At 60.4% G+C, this 16,169-nt stretch carries 15 protein-coding genes; 9 read left to right on the forward strand and 6 right to left on the reverse strand.

The window, feature by feature from the left end; translation table 11 throughout:
• The first annotated feature begins 185 nt into the window (after nucleotides 1-185).
• From HDE75_RS12485 to HDE75_RS12495, 3 genes are all read left to right on the forward strand, one after another.
• Nucleotides 186-725 (forward strand): thioredoxin family protein, encoded by a 540-nt coding sequence (locus HDE75_RS12485; RefSeq protein ID WP_183677355.1) that lies wholly within the window; start codon nucleotides 186-188, stop codon nucleotides 723-725.
• Between the two features lie 131 nt (nucleotides 726-856).
• Nucleotides 857-1,168: a type II toxin-antitoxin system MqsR family toxin gene (locus tag HDE75_RS12490; RefSeq protein WP_183677354.1), complete on the forward strand. Its 312-nt coding sequence runs from the start codon at nucleotides 857-859 to the stop codon at nucleotides 1,166-1,168.
• Entirely contained in the window at nucleotides 1,165-1,566 is a 402-nt protein-coding gene (locus HDE75_RS12495; protein ID WP_183677353.1) for a type II toxin-antitoxin system MqsA family antitoxin, read from the forward strand. Before HDE75_RS12490 ends, HDE75_RS12495 begins: the two co-directional genes overlap by 4 nt.
• Nucleotides 1,567-1,729: 163 nt before the next feature.
• On the opposite strand, the gene HDE75_RS12500 is transcribed toward HDE75_RS12495, so the two are convergent.
• The gene (locus HDE75_RS12500) at nucleotides 1,730-2,941 is read right to left on the reverse strand and encodes an MFS transporter (RefSeq protein WP_183677352.1); all 1,212 of its coding nucleotides are present in this window, start codon (nucleotides 2,939-2,941) and stop codon (nucleotides 1,730-1,732) included.
• A gap of 138 nt (nucleotides 2,942-3,079) precedes the next feature.
• Here HDE75_RS12500 and HDE75_RS12505 point away from each other — a divergent pair, with 138 nt between their 5' ends.
• Both HDE75_RS12505 and HDE75_RS12510 read left to right on the forward strand, forming a co-directional pair.
• The gene (locus HDE75_RS12505) at nucleotides 3,080-3,988 is read left to right on the forward strand and encodes a LysR family transcriptional regulator (RefSeq protein ID WP_183677351.1); all 909 of its coding nucleotides are present in this window, start codon (nucleotides 3,080-3,082) and stop codon (nucleotides 3,986-3,988) included.
• A 461-nt stretch (nucleotides 3,989-4,449) separates the two neighbouring features.
• Entirely contained in the window at nucleotides 4,450-5,040 is a 591-nt protein-coding gene (locus tag HDE75_RS12510; RefSeq protein WP_311735126.1) for a VOC family protein, read from the forward strand.
• A gap of 66 nt (nucleotides 5,041-5,106) precedes the next feature.
• Here HDE75_RS12510 and HDE75_RS12515 read toward each other — a convergent pair whose 3' ends face one another.
• Together HDE75_RS12515 and HDE75_RS12520 are read right to left on the reverse strand one after the other, a co-directional pair.
• Complete coding sequence (locus tag HDE75_RS12515) at nucleotides 5,107-7,374, reverse strand: carboxy terminal-processing peptidase (RefSeq protein WP_183677349.1); 2,268 nt, start codon at nucleotides 7,372-7,374, stop codon at nucleotides 5,107-5,109.
• 332 nt (nucleotides 7,375-7,706) lie between these two features.
• On the reverse strand, nucleotides 7,707-8,612 hold the full coding sequence (locus HDE75_RS12520; protein ID WP_183677348.1) for a LysR family transcriptional regulator: 906 nt from the start codon (nucleotides 8,610-8,612) through the stop codon (nucleotides 7,707-7,709).
• Between the two features lie 181 nt (nucleotides 8,613-8,793).
• On the opposite strand from HDE75_RS12520, the gene HDE75_RS12525 reads away from it, so the two are divergent.
• A complete protein-coding gene (locus tag HDE75_RS12525; RefSeq protein WP_183677347.1) occupies nucleotides 8,794-9,444 on the forward strand; it encodes a peroxiredoxin-like family protein in 651 nt (216 codons plus the stop codon).
• On the opposite strand, the gene HDE75_RS12530 is transcribed toward HDE75_RS12525, so the two are convergent.
• Nucleotides 9,445-10,029, reverse strand: coding sequence for a hypothetical protein (locus HDE75_RS12530; protein WP_260174004.1), 585 nt, complete (start codon nucleotides 10,027-10,029; stop codon nucleotides 9,445-9,447).
• A gap of 117 nt (nucleotides 10,030-10,146) precedes the next feature.
• On the opposite strand from HDE75_RS12530, the gene HDE75_RS12535 reads away from it, so the two are divergent.
• The gene (locus tag HDE75_RS12535) at nucleotides 10,147-10,425 is read left to right on the forward strand and encodes a putative signal transducing protein (protein WP_183677346.1); all 279 of its coding nucleotides are present in this window, start codon (nucleotides 10,147-10,149) and stop codon (nucleotides 10,423-10,425) included.
• A gap of 18 nt (nucleotides 10,426-10,443) precedes the next feature.
• Here the strand turns inward: HDE75_RS12535 and HDE75_RS12540 are convergent, their stop codons facing one another.
• Nucleotides 10,444-10,995 (reverse strand): thymidine kinase, encoded by a 552-nt coding sequence (locus HDE75_RS12540; RefSeq protein WP_183677345.1) that lies wholly within the window; start codon nucleotides 10,993-10,995, stop codon nucleotides 10,444-10,446.
• A 319-nt stretch (nucleotides 10,996-11,314) separates the two neighbouring features.
• Here HDE75_RS12540 and HDE75_RS12545 point away from each other — a divergent pair, with 319 nt between their 5' ends.
• Both HDE75_RS12545 and HDE75_RS12550 read left to right on the forward strand, forming a co-directional pair.
• Nucleotides 11,315-12,706, forward strand: a complete 1,392-nt coding sequence (locus tag HDE75_RS12545) for a pyridoxal-phosphate dependent enzyme (RefSeq protein WP_409254911.1) — start codon at nucleotides 11,315-11,317, stop codon at nucleotides 12,704-12,706.
• Nucleotides 12,703-13,884 (forward strand): trans-sulfuration enzyme family protein, encoded by a 1,182-nt coding sequence (locus HDE75_RS12550; RefSeq protein ID WP_221291855.1) that lies wholly within the window; start codon nucleotides 12,703-12,705, stop codon nucleotides 13,882-13,884. The genes HDE75_RS12545 and HDE75_RS12550 overlap by 4 nt, the downstream gene beginning before the upstream one ends.
• Before the next feature lie 58 nt (nucleotides 13,885-13,942).
• On the opposite strand, the gene HDE75_RS12555 is transcribed toward HDE75_RS12550, so the two are convergent.
• The gene (locus HDE75_RS12555) at nucleotides 13,943-16,150 is read right to left on the reverse strand and encodes an acylase (RefSeq protein ID WP_183677344.1); all 2,208 of its coding nucleotides are present in this window, start codon (nucleotides 16,148-16,150) and stop codon (nucleotides 13,943-13,945) included.
• Between the last annotated feature and the right edge of the window lie 19 nt (nucleotides 16,151-16,169).

Here is a 16,169-nt window from a genome sequence, read left to right on the forward strand (position 1 = left end):
TGACGCGCTCTCTACGTTGGAAAGGCTACTTTATAGCGGAAGTCTAGCAAAGATTTATGTCCGACTGTATCTGCGGGCGCCGCCGATACAGTCCGCCGCATCGCCATGCACAGGGCGACACACGCCCGATACGTGGGACAGGCTCAATACGGTCATACATTCTTCCCCACTGAAAGGACTTGACCATGATCAGCGCCATCAAGAAATTGCTCATCGCCGCCAGCATCGTTGCCGGCAGCAGCCTCGCCATCACCGCCCACGTCACGCAGGCGGCGCCCCTGCAAGACCTGGGGCAAGCGCCCGCCCTGGCCGGCATCGAACACTGGATCAACAGCCCTCCGCTCAACATCGAACAATTGCGGGGCAAAGTGGTGCTGGTCGATTTCTGGACTTACACCTGCATCAACTGCGTCAACACCCTGCCCTACGTCCAGCAATGGCACGACAAATACAAGGGCCAGGGCCTGACCGTGATCGGCGTGCACACGCCGGAATTCCCATTCGAGCGCTCGACCAGCAATGTGGAAGCGGCCACCAAGCGCCTGGGCCTGACTTATCCTATCGCGCAAGACAACCGCTATGCCACCTGGCGCGCCTACCGCAACCAGTATTGGCCCGCGTTTTACCTGATCGATAAAAAAGGCCGCATCGTCTACCAGCACTTTGGCGAAGGTGATTATGCGGAAACGGAAAACACCATACGGGCTTTGCTGGCACAGCCTTGAGCGCTGTTTACCATCTGGCGCAAAGTGTGCCCCGCAGCAGGCGGCTACGCTAACTCATTATCCACATATTTTCATTAACCTACTTGCTAAATTTAACCAAGTAGGTTAAATTGATAAATAAGGAGCACCCCATGACCAGCTTCCTCAAAGCGACGCACAATCTGGCTGACATGCTGGTGTTGATACGACAGGGGCGCTACAAAACGACCAAAGTCGCCCGCGAAGGCGCTACCCGGCTGGGACTTGACCTGGACGGCATGATCGCCATCGTGCTCGATTTGCCCGATAGCGGCTGCTTTTATAAAACCATGGAATCGGAGAAAAATCCCGGCCACTGGATGGATGTGTATCACGCAGTCACACCGAACGATGAAGATGTGTATTTGAAATTAATGATACAGAATGGCGTATTGATTGTATCGTTCAAGGAGTTATCACCATGAAATGCGAAATCTGCGGTGCCGGCGAACTGGTGCAGGATGTACGGGACCTGCCCTACACCTACAAGGGCGAGACGACGGTGCTGCCGCACGTCGAAGGTGAATTTTGCACGGCTTGCGACGAATCCATCCTCGGGCCGCAGGAATCGCGCCGCACCATGGATCTGATGCTGGCCTTCAATAAGCAGGTCAATAGCGCCTCGGTCGATCCCCAGTTCATCCTCAGCGTGCGCAAGAAGCTGAATCTGGACCAGCGCCAGGCGGCGGAAATCTTTGGTGGCGGCGTGAATGCCTTCTCGCGCTATGAAAACGGCAAGACCAAGCCGCCACTGGCGACGGTCAAACTGTTGAAACTGCTCAACAATCATCCCGAGCTATTGCCTGAAGTCGTCGCTGCATAGAAATCAAGGCAAAAAAAAGCCCGCTACGGGAGCGGGCTGAATCTATTTCCTGTGAGGAAGTAGAGGAGACAGATGCATTATGCTGCGTTGCGCTATATCATTCCACTTTATCTTTATGATGATAGAAATACGGTCTGGTGATAATACTGGCGCATGCCGAATTTCAAGCCGTGCGGCGTGCGGTGAAGGGCAATAATTCTCCCAGCCAGTACAGCAGCGCCAGCCCAGGGAAAGCCATACCCATCAATAACGTTGCCTGCCATCCATAGCTGGCATAGACCCAGGCGCCCAGCGCCGAGCCGGCCGCACCGCCGGCAAAGAACAAGGCGAAATACAAACCGTTCAGACGGCCCCGCACTTCCGCGCCCAGGCTGAAGATGGCGCGCTGACCCAATACCAGATTGGCCGCCACGCCCATGTCAAGCACGATGGACGCGGCTACCAGCAAGCCCAGCGCCACATGCTTCGATGCGGGAACGAACATGGGCAATGCAAAGGCAGCGATCCCCAGCAGCAGAGCAATCGCCGTGGCCGGCAAGGTGTGGCCGGCGTCTGCCAGGCGGCCCGCGATGGGCGACGAGACGGCGCCCGCCATGCCGACCAGGGCAAAAATGGCGATACCTGTTTGCGACAAACCGAATGCAGGGCTGGCCAGCACCAGCGGCGTGACGGTCCAGAACAGGCTGAAGGCGCCAAACAGGCCCGCATGATACGCAGCGCGCCGGCGCAGCACAGGCGTGCCCAGCAGCAAATGCCACAGCGAGCCCATCAAAGCTGGATACGACATCGTGGAGACGGGTACCCGCAGCGGCAGCGCGCGCCGCAGCACGGCTGCCAGGACCAGCATCAGCACGGCGGCGCCGCCAAACACGAGGTGCCAGCTGGCATGCGCGGCGACCAGCGAGGCCACCGGGCGGGCCAGCATGATCCCCAGCAGCAAGCCACTGACGACCTTGCCCACGGTTTGCCCGCGCGTCGCTTCTTGCGACAGGTGCGCGGCGAATGGCACGATCACTTGCGCCGCCACCGAGCCCAAGCCGATGGCCAGCGCGGCGGCCAGAAAGACCACGGCGCCGGTGCTGAACGCAGCCACCGCCAGCGCCACGGCCGTTACCAGCAAGGCGGTGATGATCAGGCGGCGGTTTTCCAGCAAGTCGCCCAGCGGCACCACAAACAGCAAGCCCAGGGTGTAGCCCACTTGCGTCAGGGTGACGATCAGGCCGGCCGCCTTGGCCGACAAGCCCGTGGCGGCGCTGATGGGACCGACCAGGGTCTGGGCGTAATACAGGTTGGCGACGATCAGGCCGGAAGCGACTGCCAGCAGCAGCACCATGCCGGGCGAGATGTCCGATGTGTCTTGGGAGGCCTTGTTCATATTATTTCCTCGGTGAATATAGGTGAATAGCGATGAAGAACGATGACGCTATTGTAGGCAAACGCGCGGCAAAGATAATTAGGGCATAATGATCCTATACTTTTCACATTACATGAACAATCATCGGGAAACGCGGCAATGGACAAGATCAAGGCCATGCAAACCTTTGTGCGCATCGTCGAGGCCAACAGCTTTTCCAAGGCAGCCGAGACCCTGAACCTGCCCCGCGCCGCACTCACGGCTACCCTGCAGAAACTGGAAGCCTATCTGGGCACGCAGCTGCTGCAGCGCACCACCCGCAAGCTGTCGCTGACGCCCGACGGGGCCGAATATTTTCGCCATTGCACGGCCATCCTCGGCGCCGTCGATGCGTCGGAGCTGGCATTCCGGGGGCCGGAAGCGAATAAAGCCAGGGGCGTGCTGCGCATCAACTTGCCCAATACCGTGGGGCGCCGGCTGGTGTTGCCCCATATCGCGCAATTTCATGCCGCCTATCCAGACGTGGAACTGTTTCTGAGCCTGACGGACCGGCTGGTCGACCTGACACAGGAAGGTATCGATTGCGCGCTGCGCGTGGGAGACTTGCAAGATTCCGCGCTGATCGGCAAACAAGTGGGCACCATGCGCTTCGTCACCTGCGCCTCCCCCATCTATCTGGCGCACCACGGCACGCCGCACACCCTGGCCGACCTGGCTACGCATCAGGGCGTGATGCATTTTTCCGGCCGCACGGGGCGCGCCTTCGACTGGGATTTTGTGCAGGACGGCAAAGTGGTGCGCGTGCCGATGACGGGCGCCATCGCCGTCAATGACGCCGACGCCAGCCTTATCTGCGCTTTGCAGGGTCTGGGACTTTCCCAGTCTGGCCTGTACCAGGTGCGCCCCTACCTCGATAGCGGCGAGCTTGTAACCGTACTCGACGATTGTCCGCCTACGGCCATGCCGATCTCGCTGCTAACGCCCCAGGGACGCTTGAGCGCTCCCAAGGTGCAGGCTTTTGCCAACTGGATCAGCACCCTGTTTGCCGCCGATACGACTTTGCAATAGCGTGCAATAGTAAATACATACATTTCGGGCAAAAAAAAGCCCGCTGCGGGAGCGGGCTGAATCTATTTTCTTGGAGGAGAATAGAGGAGACAAGTCAATTATGCTGCATTGCCGCATACCGATCCAATTGATTGTTGGAATGATAGAAATACGCCTGACGCATAACTGGGCATAACTACCTTCAGTTCAGTTAATGCTTGACGCATTCCACGTCCTGGCACTAGACTTGACTCGTTGCATCAAGCAATCGTAAGCGTTTACGTCAACCAACGCGCAACCTGAATCAGCCGGCTTATTGCCAGGTTCATTCATAGCGCGTGGGAACGTTATGCTTGCCTCAATCGCCATCCATCGTGGCCATCCTCTGCTTGCGCGGAGACCAGACGCCTCTCCCTCCTGTGTTCCAGCCTGCGATGGCCATGCCATCGACTTGACCGTTGCCTGGCTGCAGCCGCTTGCACGTGCGCCTCCTGTCCTTCCCGCTGCGCATCACGACTACCGCCATGGCGCCGCCTGGCAAGTTCCACTACCTTCGACAGGAAAAAATCATGCATACCAACACCAAGCCAACATCGTCAGCCCAAGTGCCGCTCGGCATCAACCATCTGGTCCTCAACGTGCGCGACATCGACGAATCGCACGATTTCTGGTCCAATCTGCTGGGCTTTCGCCACGTCGGCACCTTTCGCCCGACGACGCCGGGCTCCACGCCACCGATGCGTTTCTACAGTGGCCAGCGCGACGGCAAGCTGCACCACCATGACATCGGTCTGTACCAGCCTCCCGGGTGGCAGGCCGGCGATGGACAATTGCTCAATCATATCGCCATCGAATACGCCAGCCGCACTGCCTGGCTGGCGCAGATCGATTTCCTGACGGCGCATGGCGTAAAACTGCATCGCCGCGTGGAGCGGGCCGCCACGCACAGCATTCATCTGTTCGACCCGAACGGCGTCGAGATAGAGCTGCTGTTCGAACTGCCGCGTGAACAGTGGGAAGCCGATATCGACGCGGCGCTCAATTTCCGTATCGAGAAACCGGTCACAGGTTAAAGCAGCCATAAAAAAACCTGGCTGACCCCATCGGGACAAGCCAGGTTCACGCTGCGTGTGCAGCGTTTACTTCGCCGTGGTAGCCGTTGCCGGCGCGCCCTTGGTATCGGTGGCGTATGGCAAGACCTTGGCGGCAAGGCGAGTATCGCCCTTGATCAGCGATACTTCATCGGCCAGGATGCGCGCCGTTTCGTTCAGCAGCACGTCCTTGGCGCTCTTCGCCGCCGTTTCCGCGTCGAGTTCGGTGCTCAGCGCACGCTCGTCACCCTGCAAGCCATCGTCCGTACGCAAGGCGCCCTTCACGGCAGCGATCTGCTGCTTGGCGGTCTTGCCGGCGGCTTTCTTGACGTCTTTCGGATCAGGAATCACCACCAGGTCATCGGCCGGATTGGAAATCTGCGCGATCAGGCGTTTTTCACGGGCCTTGGCGCGCGCATCCTGGGCATCGCGTTCCTTGCGGCGCACGGCTTCGTTCAGCGACAGCTGGTTATCCTTGCGCTGCTTGATGACCAGGGCAATATCATCCTGCAAGTACTGGAAGTCCTTGTCCTTGGCCACGCGCGCTTCATGCTTTTTATCGAGCAGCGGCACGATGTCCTTCAGGTCGCCCGTCGGCGTGTAGTTCGCCGGCTTGATGGACACCCAAGGCAAGGCATTGTCATAGCTCGACTCGCCAAAGTTTTCCGTATCCGACATGGCCGGCAGCTTGATGTCCGGCGTCACGCCGCGCAACTGCGTGGTGCCGCCATTGATGCGGAAGAATTGCGCCACCGTCATCTTCAACTCGCCGAAACGGGCCTTGTCGCTGCCGCCAAAACGGTTCAGGTCAATCAGGGTTTGCACGGTGCCCTTGCCGAAGCTGCCTTCACCGATCACCAGGCCACGGCCGTAGTCCTGGATGGCGGCGGCAAAAATCTCGGAAGCGGAAGCCGAACCGCGATTGATCAGCACGCCCATCGGGCCATCCCAGGCCAGGCCGGCGTTGGTGTCGCTCTCGGTATCGACCTTGCCTTCGGCATTGCGCTGCATTACCACCGGCCCCTTGTCGATGAACAAGCCCGTCAGGTCGACGGCTTCGTTGAGCGAACCGCCACCGTTGTTGCGCAAATCGATGAGGACGTTGTCAACCTTGTCTTTCTTCAGCTCGCCCAGCAGGCGGGACACGTCGCGCGTGGCGCTCTTGAAGTCCTTGTCGCCACGGCGGCGCGCATCGAAGTCCTGGTAGAAGGTCGGCAGCGAAATCACGCCGATGCGGCGCTTGATGCCATTTTCACGCACTTCGATCACGGATTTCTTCGCCGACTGCTCTTCCATGCTTATCTTCTTGCGCACCAGCGCCAGCACCGTGTGCTTGGCGTCCGGACCTGCATCGGCTGGCAGGATATCGAGGCGTACGGTGGAGTCCTTGGCACCGCGTATCAGCTGCACCACGTCGTCGATGCGCCAGCCCAGTACCTCGGTGATGGGGCCGCTATCGCCCTGCCCCACGCCGACGATGCGGTCGCCCACTTTCAGCTTGCCCGACAAACCAGCCGGACTACCGGGCACGATTTCGCGGATCACCGTGTATTCGTCGCGCGTTTGCAGTACGGCGCCGATACCTTCGAGCGACAACCGCATGGCGATATCAAAGTTTTCGGAAGCGCGCGGTCCCAGATAATTGGTATGCGGCTCGATCGACATGGCGTAGGCGTTCATGAAGATCTGGAACACATCTTCGCTATTGAGCTTGCGCGAACGCGTGACGTAGCTTTCATAGCGCTTGTCCAGGGTCTCGCGGATGGACTTGTCTTCCTTGCCTGCCAGTTTCAGGCGCAACCAGTCATTCTTGACGCGCTTGCGCCACAGGTCGCGCACTTCATCATCGTTCTTCGGCCAGGCGGCCTTTTCACGGTCCAGCTGATAGCTTTCGTCCTGCGTGAAATCAAATTTGGTCTTCAGCAGTTCGCGGGCATAAGCCATGCGTTCTTCAAAGCGCTGCTGGTACAGATTGTAGATGGCAAAAGGCGCGCTCAAGTCTTCACTATTGATGGCGTCATCGAGCTTGGAGCGCACAGGCGCAAAGCGGTCTATATCGGCCTGGACGAAGAATAGTTTTTCCGAATCAAGCGACTTGAAGTAGCGGTCGAAGATCTTTTCCGACATCGCATCGTCGAGCGGCATGGCCTTGTAATGGTAGCGCGACAGCACACGCGAGGCCCACAGGGCAGCCTGTGTTTGCTGGGCCAGCGGCTTCATCGGCGGCGGAGGAGCGGCACTCTTGTCCGTCTGCGCTGCGCCAACCTGGGCTGACAGGGCGAGCACCAGGGTGACCAGCATCATTTGCTTCTTCATCGGCTTCTCCGAAAATTATATAAATCAGTTGCCGCCAGCGCCGGGGAACCGGGCGCCAGCCAGCACAACACTAAGGGGACTCTATGACTGGTCTGAATATTATTCTACAGGGAACCACAGGGATCGTGTCCTATGCAGCCGCAGTTTCTGCCCGCCAGCTTAAGCGCTGATTAAAGAGCATGCCTGAAACTTTACAAAATAAAACATCGCTCAAGCTGGAAAAATAGCCGCATATGACTGACAGAGCCGATCTTCTTTTCGCCAAGCCATTGTATTAATTGATGTTTCCCTGCGCAAGCGAGACTTTCCAAAAAGAATGCCTTGCCACCGGTTCAGGCTGCAGCCCGCTGCGGCGGCGTCAACAGCAGTTGCTCGACAAATTCGATAAAGGCGCGCGCCTTGGCGCTGGCCATGCGTCCGCCCGGATACACCGCCCACAAATCCACCAGCGGCAAGTGCCAGTCATCGAGCACGCGGCACACCTGCCCGTCAAGCAATTCCGGGCTGAACATCCATTCCGATACGATAGTCAATCCCATGCCGGCCAGCACGGCGGCGCGCACTCCCTCGGCTGCGTTGACCCGAAACTTGCCAGTCAACGCCACCGATGCTTCTTCCTCGCCTTGCGTAAAAGTCCAGGCCGTGCCGCCACCGGGCTGGGCGTACACGATGGCCTGGTGCATCGCCAGATCAAACGGACTGGAAGGCACGCCGGCACGCGCAAAATAGGCATGCGTCCCCAGCACCACCCGGCGTGCCTGGGCGATGCGCCGCGCCGTCATGCCCGAATCGTTCAAACCACCCATGCGCAAGGCCACATCGATGCCATGTTCCAGCATATCGATATTGCGGTCGTCCAGCACCACATCGATGCTCACCTCTGGATGCCGGTCAAGGAATAAGGCCAGGTGCGGCAAGATGTGCAGCCGCGCAAACGTCACGCCGGCGCAGATGCGCAGCGGCCCGGACAGGCTGGCGCCGGCACCGCGCGCGGCCAGTTCCGCTGCATCGGCCTCGGCCACCGCGCGCCGCGCCCGTTCGTAAAAGCGCAGCCCTGCCTCGGTCGCCGTCAAACTCCGGCTCGACCTTAGCAACAACCGCACGCCCAGTTGCTGTTCCAGCTGGGCGATGGTTTTCGACACGGCCGGCTGGCCTATGCCGAGCAGCCGCGCCGCAGCCGAAAACGAACCGGCATCGACCACGGCGACAAAATTTTCCATTGCATTCAAGCGGTCCATACTGATCCTATTCCATATCGATATGAATCATAGCACTTGAGTGGAGTTAAATCGCCCATCCATTCCAACTAGGAATACTTACTAGTCCAGCCACCTGCCTGTTAAAGCCTGTTGCGCCATCGAATAATGACTGCAGCAGCACCACATCATTGATGAATTATTGATTAACAGGAGCAAGACCATGACACTGCAAGCCAAACTCGACGCATTCCGGGCCGACTTCATCGCCGGCAAACCGCCCTACAATACACCGCCGGAAATCCACCCGATTATGGCCCGCGCCACCGCGGAACTGATCGCCTCCGGCCTGGCCGGGCGTGCCTTGAAAGCCGGCGACCGGGCGCCTGCCTTCACCTTGAACGATAGCGAGGGCAAGCCGGTGTCATCAAATGACTTGCTGGCCCGCGGCCCGCTGATCATCACCTTTTATCGCGGCGTGTGGTGCCCGTACTGCAATATGGAGCTGCAAGCCCTGCAAGACGAGCTGCCAGCCTTCGTCGCCGCCGGCGCCAGCCTGATCGCCATTTCGCCGCAACTGGCAGCCAGCAGCCGCAAGTCGCAGCGCACCAATCACCTGACTTTCCCTATCTTGCATGACGCGGGCAACGAGGTCGCCGCCGCCTTCGGTGTACGCTACAGCTTGCCAGATTATCTGGTCGAACTGTACGCCTCACGCAAGAACGACTTGCCGGCCACCAATGGCGACGATAGCTGGAGCCTGCCGATGCCTTCGCGCTACGTGATCGCCCAGGATGGCACGATCGTCTACGCCGAAGTCAACCCGGACTACACACGCCGGCCGGAACCGCAAGACATGCTGGCAGTGTTGTAATCAGGCCGGCAGCAAGCGTGCCAGTTCCAGCCACTCGGGCCGGAACTGGCGCAGCAGCAAGAAAAGACCTGCGAACACAGGTATATACGGCCAGGAACGAACCGCGATCTTCCAGTCGATCAGGGATGGCCAGCAAGCCAGAAATTGCGGCGCCACCAAAAAGGCCAGCACGACATCGGTCAATTGAAAAGTCCAGCCCGGAGGCGTGCGCCACGCCGCCACGGCAAACGGCAGCGCCAGGATCAGGAATGGCGCCAGCGCAACAGGCGCCGCGTTATACCAGCGCACCCGGCGCAAGGTCACCGATCCCAGTTCCCAACCCTGCCCCACCCGGCGCGGCACAATGGTGAGCGATCGCGGTTGCGCCGCCGTCAGCAGGCCCATGCAGAAATGCGCCAGTTCATGGCACACGGTACCGGCCAGCGCGAAGACAAAAAAGAAACCATGGCGTGCCGACAGGAAGCGTATCAGCAGCGCCAGCAATAGCGACGGCGCCAGATAAATGCCAATATCGAGGTAATGGCATAGCAAGGGCGATAGCAGCGCATGGCAGTGGCTATGGAAGGTGCTTATCGTGGTGCTCATCCTGGAATCATACTGCGCCTGCCTGCCAGCAGCAGCACACAATCGATGGCGGCCCATGACAAGGCGCACGGGATGCTAATATAAGACTGCCCGGCCGGGCATGACCAGGGAGCAACAATGGATGAACAGAACGATTACTGCGTGATAGCCAGGCTGATGATACCCACCGACGCCCATGTCATACGGGGTTGCCTGGAAGCGGCCGGCATTCCCGTCATCCTCACGGACGACCAGCACATGCAGGCGAACCTGCTGCTGGCGCCCGCCATCGGCGGCGCGCGGATCATGGTGCGTGAAAGCGACCTGGCCAGGGCCAACGATATCCTGGCCGCCTACGAGCGGGGCGACCTGGCCTTGTCGGAAGATGCAGATGTGGGATTGCCCGCCGCAGAGTAAGCGGTCAGGCGAAGGAGCCTAGCGCGAATAAAAACAGCGCCCGCAAGCCTGGCGGTAAGCCTCGTTGCCGCCTATGCTGATCTGCTCGCCTTCGCGAATGCGGCGGCCCTGCTCGTCGACGCGGATATTCATGGTGGCTTTCTTGCCGCAGGTGCAGATGTTTTTCAGTTCTTCGATATCGTCGGCCAGCGCCAGCAGGTAGGCCGAGCCGGGGAACGGTTCACCCTTGAAGTCCGTACGCAAGCCATAGCAAATCACCGGCACACCCTTGACCTGCGCCAGCTGGTGCAATTGCTGCACTTGTCTGGTCGTGAGGAATTGCGCCTCATCGATCAGCAAACAAGCCACTTTCGGTATCTCGGCCAGGAAATCAGTGTCGGCATGAAAGATATCGACCTGGCGCTGCGGCCCCAGCCGCGAAGTGACCCGGCCCACGCCGTAGCGGCTATCGATGGCGGCCGTGTACAGGCGCACTTGCTGACCCTGTTCTTCATAGTTGTGCGCGACCTGCAGCAAGGCCGTCGACTTGCCCGCGTTCATCGCGGAATATCGGAAATAAAGTTTTGCCACCGTCGCCGCCCCGTCTGAATAATATTTGAATATTGTTTATTGCGTTTTTGAGGCGTAATTATAAATGGCAATGGCCTGCTTGAGACAGCGCAATTGCACGTCCAAGGCAGCGCAAGCCGCGCGGCAAGCCCCTGCGAAACGGTGCATACTGGCACGGCGAAACCCGCCCACCCACTGTGAGTTGATATGCACAAAATGTATAAGCAAGCACATAAACATTCGTTCGCGCAAGCTACCGACGCGCCTACACTCCGCCCTTTTGCGCGAAAAGCGGCCCGGGACATAATCCTGCGCGGCTGTTTCGATGACAGGAGCCACCATGAATGACCGTATGCCCTCCCCTGCCGAACCGGCAGCACTGTTCAAATTGATCGGCAATACCCCGCTGGTCGAAGTGACTAGGCTCGACACGGGTCCGTGCCAGCTGTTCCTGAAACTGGAATCACAAAATCCGGGCGGCTCCATCAAGGACCGTGTCGGCCTGTCCATCATCGAAGCGGCCGAAGCCGATGGCCGCTTGCAGCCTGGCGGCGTCATCATCGAAGCGACGGCCGGCAATACCGGCATCGGCTTGGCTTTAGTCGGCCGTATCAAGGGCTACCGCGTGATCCTGGTCGTGCCCGACAAAATGTCGACGGAAAAAGTACTGCACCTGAAAGCGCTGGGCGCCGAAGTGCACACCACGCGCTCGGACGTGGGCAAGGGCCATCCCGAGTACTACCAGGACTACGCGGCGCGCCTGGCGCGTGAGCTGCCTGGCGCCTTCTTCGCCGACCAGTTCAACAATCCTGCCAATCCGCTGGCGCACGAAACCACCACCGGCCCCGAAATTTGGGAGCAAAGCGGCCATGACGTGGACGCCATCGTGGTTGGCGTCGGTTCGTCCGGCACCCTGACGGGCCTGACCCGCTACTTCCGCAAGGCGCAGCCGAAGCTGGAATTCGTGCTGGCCGACCCGAAAGGCTCCATCCTCACCGAATACATCGAGTCGGGCAAGGTGTCCGACACCAGCGGCTCGTGGGCGGTGGAAGGCATCGGCGAAGATTTCATCCCCTCGATCGCCGACATGGGCGGCGTGCGCCGCGCCTACACCATCAGCGACCAGGAAAGCTTCGACTCCGCACGCGCCCTGCTGCGCGCCGAAGGTATCCTGGGCGGCTCGTCGACCGGCACCTTGCTGGCCGCCGCCCTGAAATACTGCCGCGAACAGACCACCCCAAAACGTGTCGTCACCTTCGTGTGCGACACCGGTACGCGCTATTTGTCGAAAGTCTATAACGATGGCTGGATGCGCGACCAGGGCTTGCTGCAACGGGCCGTTTCGGGCGACTTGCGCGATCTGATCGGCCGCCGCTACGACGAAGGCGACGTGGTCAGCGTGGCGCCCGGCGACACCCTGCTCACGGCCTTCAACCGCATGCGTTCGAGCGACCTGGCGCAACTGCCCGTGATAGCCGAGGGCAAGCTGGTGGGCATCATCGACGAATCGGACCTGCTGCTGCAAGTGTCGGGCGACGCCGCGCATTTTGCTTCGCTGGTAGGCGCCACCATGACCACCCAGCTCGAAACCCTGGCGCCGTCAAGCGGCCTGCCCGCCTTGCGTGCCACGCTGGACCGCGGCCTGACTGCCGTGGTGGCCGACGATGCCGTATTCTATGGCCTGATCACGCGTTTCGACCTACTCAACCACTTACGCAGGACACTATCTTGAGCAATTCACCTTCCCGCAAGAGCCAACTTGCCACCCGCGTCATCCATGCCGGCCAGTCGCCCGATCCATCGACGGGCGCCATCATGCCGCCGATTTACGCCACCTCCACCTTTGTGCAGGAAAGCCCCGGCGTGCACAAGGGACTGGACTATGGCCGCTCGCATAATCCCACGCGCTGGGCGCTGGAGCGCTGCGTGGCCGACCTCGAAGGCGGCAGCGCAGCGTTTGCCTTCGCCTCGGGCCTGGCGGCCATTTCCAGCGTGCTCGAATTGCTGGACGCGGGCGCGCACATCATCGCCGGCGACGATATGTATGGCGGCACCTACCGTTTGTTTGAGCGCGTGCGCCGCCGTTCGGCCGGCCACCAGTTCACCTATGTCGACCTGACGAATCCGGAAAACCTGCTGGCCGCCATCCGCCCTGAAACGAAGATGGTGTGGGTGGAAACGCCGACCAATCCGATGCTCAAGCTGGCCGACCTGCGCGCGATTGCCGACATCTGCCGCGAACGCGGCATCATCGCCGTGGCCGACAATACCTTCGCCAGCCCGCTGGTGCAACGTCCGCTGGAACATGGTTTCGATATCGTGGTCCATTCGACCACCAAGTACCTGAACGGCCATTCGGACATCATCGGCGGCATCGCCATCGTCGGCGCCGAAGAACGCCAGGCGGAATGGCGCGAGCAGCTGGGCTTCTTGCAAAACTCGGTGGGTGCGATTGCCGGCCCGTTCGACAGCTTCCTGGCACTGCGCGGCGTGAAAACCCTGGCCATCCGCATGCAGCGCCACTGCCAGAGCGCCCTGGCGCTGGCGCAATGGCTGGAACAGCAAAAAGAAGTGCGCAAGGTGTTTTATCCAGGCCTGGAATCGCATCCGCAACACGCGCTGGCCAAGCGCCAGATGGATGGCTTCGGCGGCATCATCTCGATCGACCTCGATACCGACCTGGCTGGCGCCCGCCGTTTCCTGGAACGCTGTGAAGTGTTTGCGCTGGCTGAAAGCCTGGGCGGCGTGGAAAGCCTGATCGAACACCCGGCCCTGATGACGCATGCCAGCATCCCGGCAGAACAGCGCGCCAAGCTGGGCATCGGCGACGGCTTGATACGCCTGTCAGTCGGCATCGAAGACATCGAAGACCTGCGCCACGACCTGCGTACGGCGCTCGACGCGATTTAAACGGGCGGTACCGGATTACTCGGCATGCCGCCGCTGATCCGGCACTGCGCTGGCCTGATCATTCCCCTGGCCGGTACCTGCGTTCCAGGTGCCGGTCCACCTCTTCCGGATAAAACAGCACGTCCTTGAATTGCCCGCGCGCATACATCGCCGCCTGGTCGCTGAAGTGCGGCGACTTGGGGTCGCCACTCTGGCCGCCCGCGAGGATGCTTTTTGCCTTGATGCGGGGGCCAAACTCCACTACCGCCACAAAACTGTTACCGCGCTCGCCATAAATCCTGCGCGTGCTGCTCTTGCTGCTCTGGCCATACGCGGCCAGCGCGCCCCAGTTACCCGACGCATAAGGCACGGGCAAGCTGGGCTTCGCATCATCGAATGGCTGCACCACCTCGCCCGTCAGGCGCTGGAAGCGGTTGATCTGGCCCCACGGCGTTTGCCAGCTGCCGAAATCGCGCTGCAATTTATCCGATGCGCTGGCTAATGCCGCCAGCCGCTGCCCGGCACTGACCTGCTCCGTCGCCATGAATTCGACTACCGGCACCTCCTGCTCGCGCGCCTGCCTGCCGGCGATATCGGCCAGCTCCTGGCCCCAGAATATGGCCAATGACGTGGCCGTGGACGTAAGCGAATAGCGCCAGTCCCAGGTCCGCAGCAGCGCGATCTTGCCGGCCAGCGCCAGCTTCTGCGCATCACCGGCTGGCAACGCATCCCAGGCGGCGAACAGCGGCGGCAACAGCGATTCAAACGCCGTCAGTTCACTGTCGTAAGCAGCGGCGATCAGGCTGTCCAGAGTAAAACCGGTCTTGTTCTGGAAGACTTTCACGGCATGCAAGCCGCGCGCATTTTCGCCATACACGGACATATAGGCTGGATAATCCTGCTGGCGCGGGCTATTTGCGCCCGCCGCCGAAAACGGCCAGTTGTTGGTATTTTGTATCCAGCCATTCTTGGGATTGAACAGGGTGATGGTTTGCGCCACCGTATGCAAGCCTTTCCACTCGGTGGCCGGGTCGCTGCCGTCGACCGGCTGCTTCCAGTTGAAACGCGGATCGCGCACGGGGATGAAATTGCCGTGGAAATAGGCGATATTGCCATCCGCATCCGCGTACACGGTATTGTTCGATGAATTGGTGCGCAGCTCCATGGTCTTGTAGAACGCCGCGTAGTCGCGCGCCTTGGTGCGCGTATACGATTGCGTCAAGGCTTTCAACGGTTCATTCATCAGGCGCACAGCCACCCATTTGCCATCGTGCGCACGCACGATGGGGCCGTGGTGGCTGTAGTATACCGTGATGGTTTTCGTCCCCATGCCGCCGCTGGCCAGCTTATACGGCAAGCTAATGGGTACGGCCTTCAAGGGACGCAAGGCGCCGTCATAGCGGTAGGACCAGGCGCCGTCCTTGTCGACGATGCTTTCCAGGTACTCGTCGATAACGTCGCCGCCGCCCGACGTATGCATCCAGCCGAGACGCTCATTGAAACCCTGGTAGACAAAGAACTGGCCCCAGGTGACGGCGCCATACGCATTCAAGCCTTCGCCACTGCTGACCTGCACTTCGGGGCGGAAGTAGAACGACGTATGCGGATTGATCATCAGCAGCGCGTGGCCGTTCTGCGTGATGGCGGGCGCGATGGCGAAACCGTTCGAGCCGCTCGGCTCGGGGTCCAGGCCGGTCTCCGCGCTGGCCAGCGCCACGGTGGCAGGCCTGGCCTGCTGGCCATAGAAGGACTCGAGCTGGGCCAGGTCGACCGATTCGATGTCGCCACCGATGCTGCCCTCGCTGAAACTGAGGGCCATCCATGGCTCGAAATACGTGATCAGACTTGGCTTGACCTGCGGGTGGGTAGCCAGGTAAAAATTGAGGCCATCGGCAAACGCCGTCATCAATTTTTGTAGCCAGAGCGGACTGGCGCGGTACTGCGCCTGCAAATCCCCGGGATTGATGAAGAGCTTCATGCGCAGGTCGCGATACAGTTCCTGCTCGCCCTCCACCTCCGCCAGGCGTCCCATGGCGTTGATGTAGTTACGTTCGATACGCGGAAAATCGTCTTCCGCCTGCGCATACATCAGGCCAAACACCGCATCCGCATCGCTCTTGCCCGTCACATGCGGCACGCCCCAGGTATCGCGCGCGATGCTGACATTGGCGGCCTGCGCCTGCCAGCGCGCCATCTCGGTTGCAGAAGCGGGGGCAGCGGCCAGCGTGGGGGCACTGGCAACAACGCCGCAGGCGATGGCGGCAAACAAGGCACGGCGAGCTGGCATTCAATACTCCCTCTCAGGT

This window comes from Janthinobacterium silvisoli (genome assembly GCF_014200725.1).
Classification (GTDB): domain Bacteria; phylum Pseudomonadota; class Gammaproteobacteria; order Burkholderiales; family Burkholderiaceae_D; genus Janthinobacterium.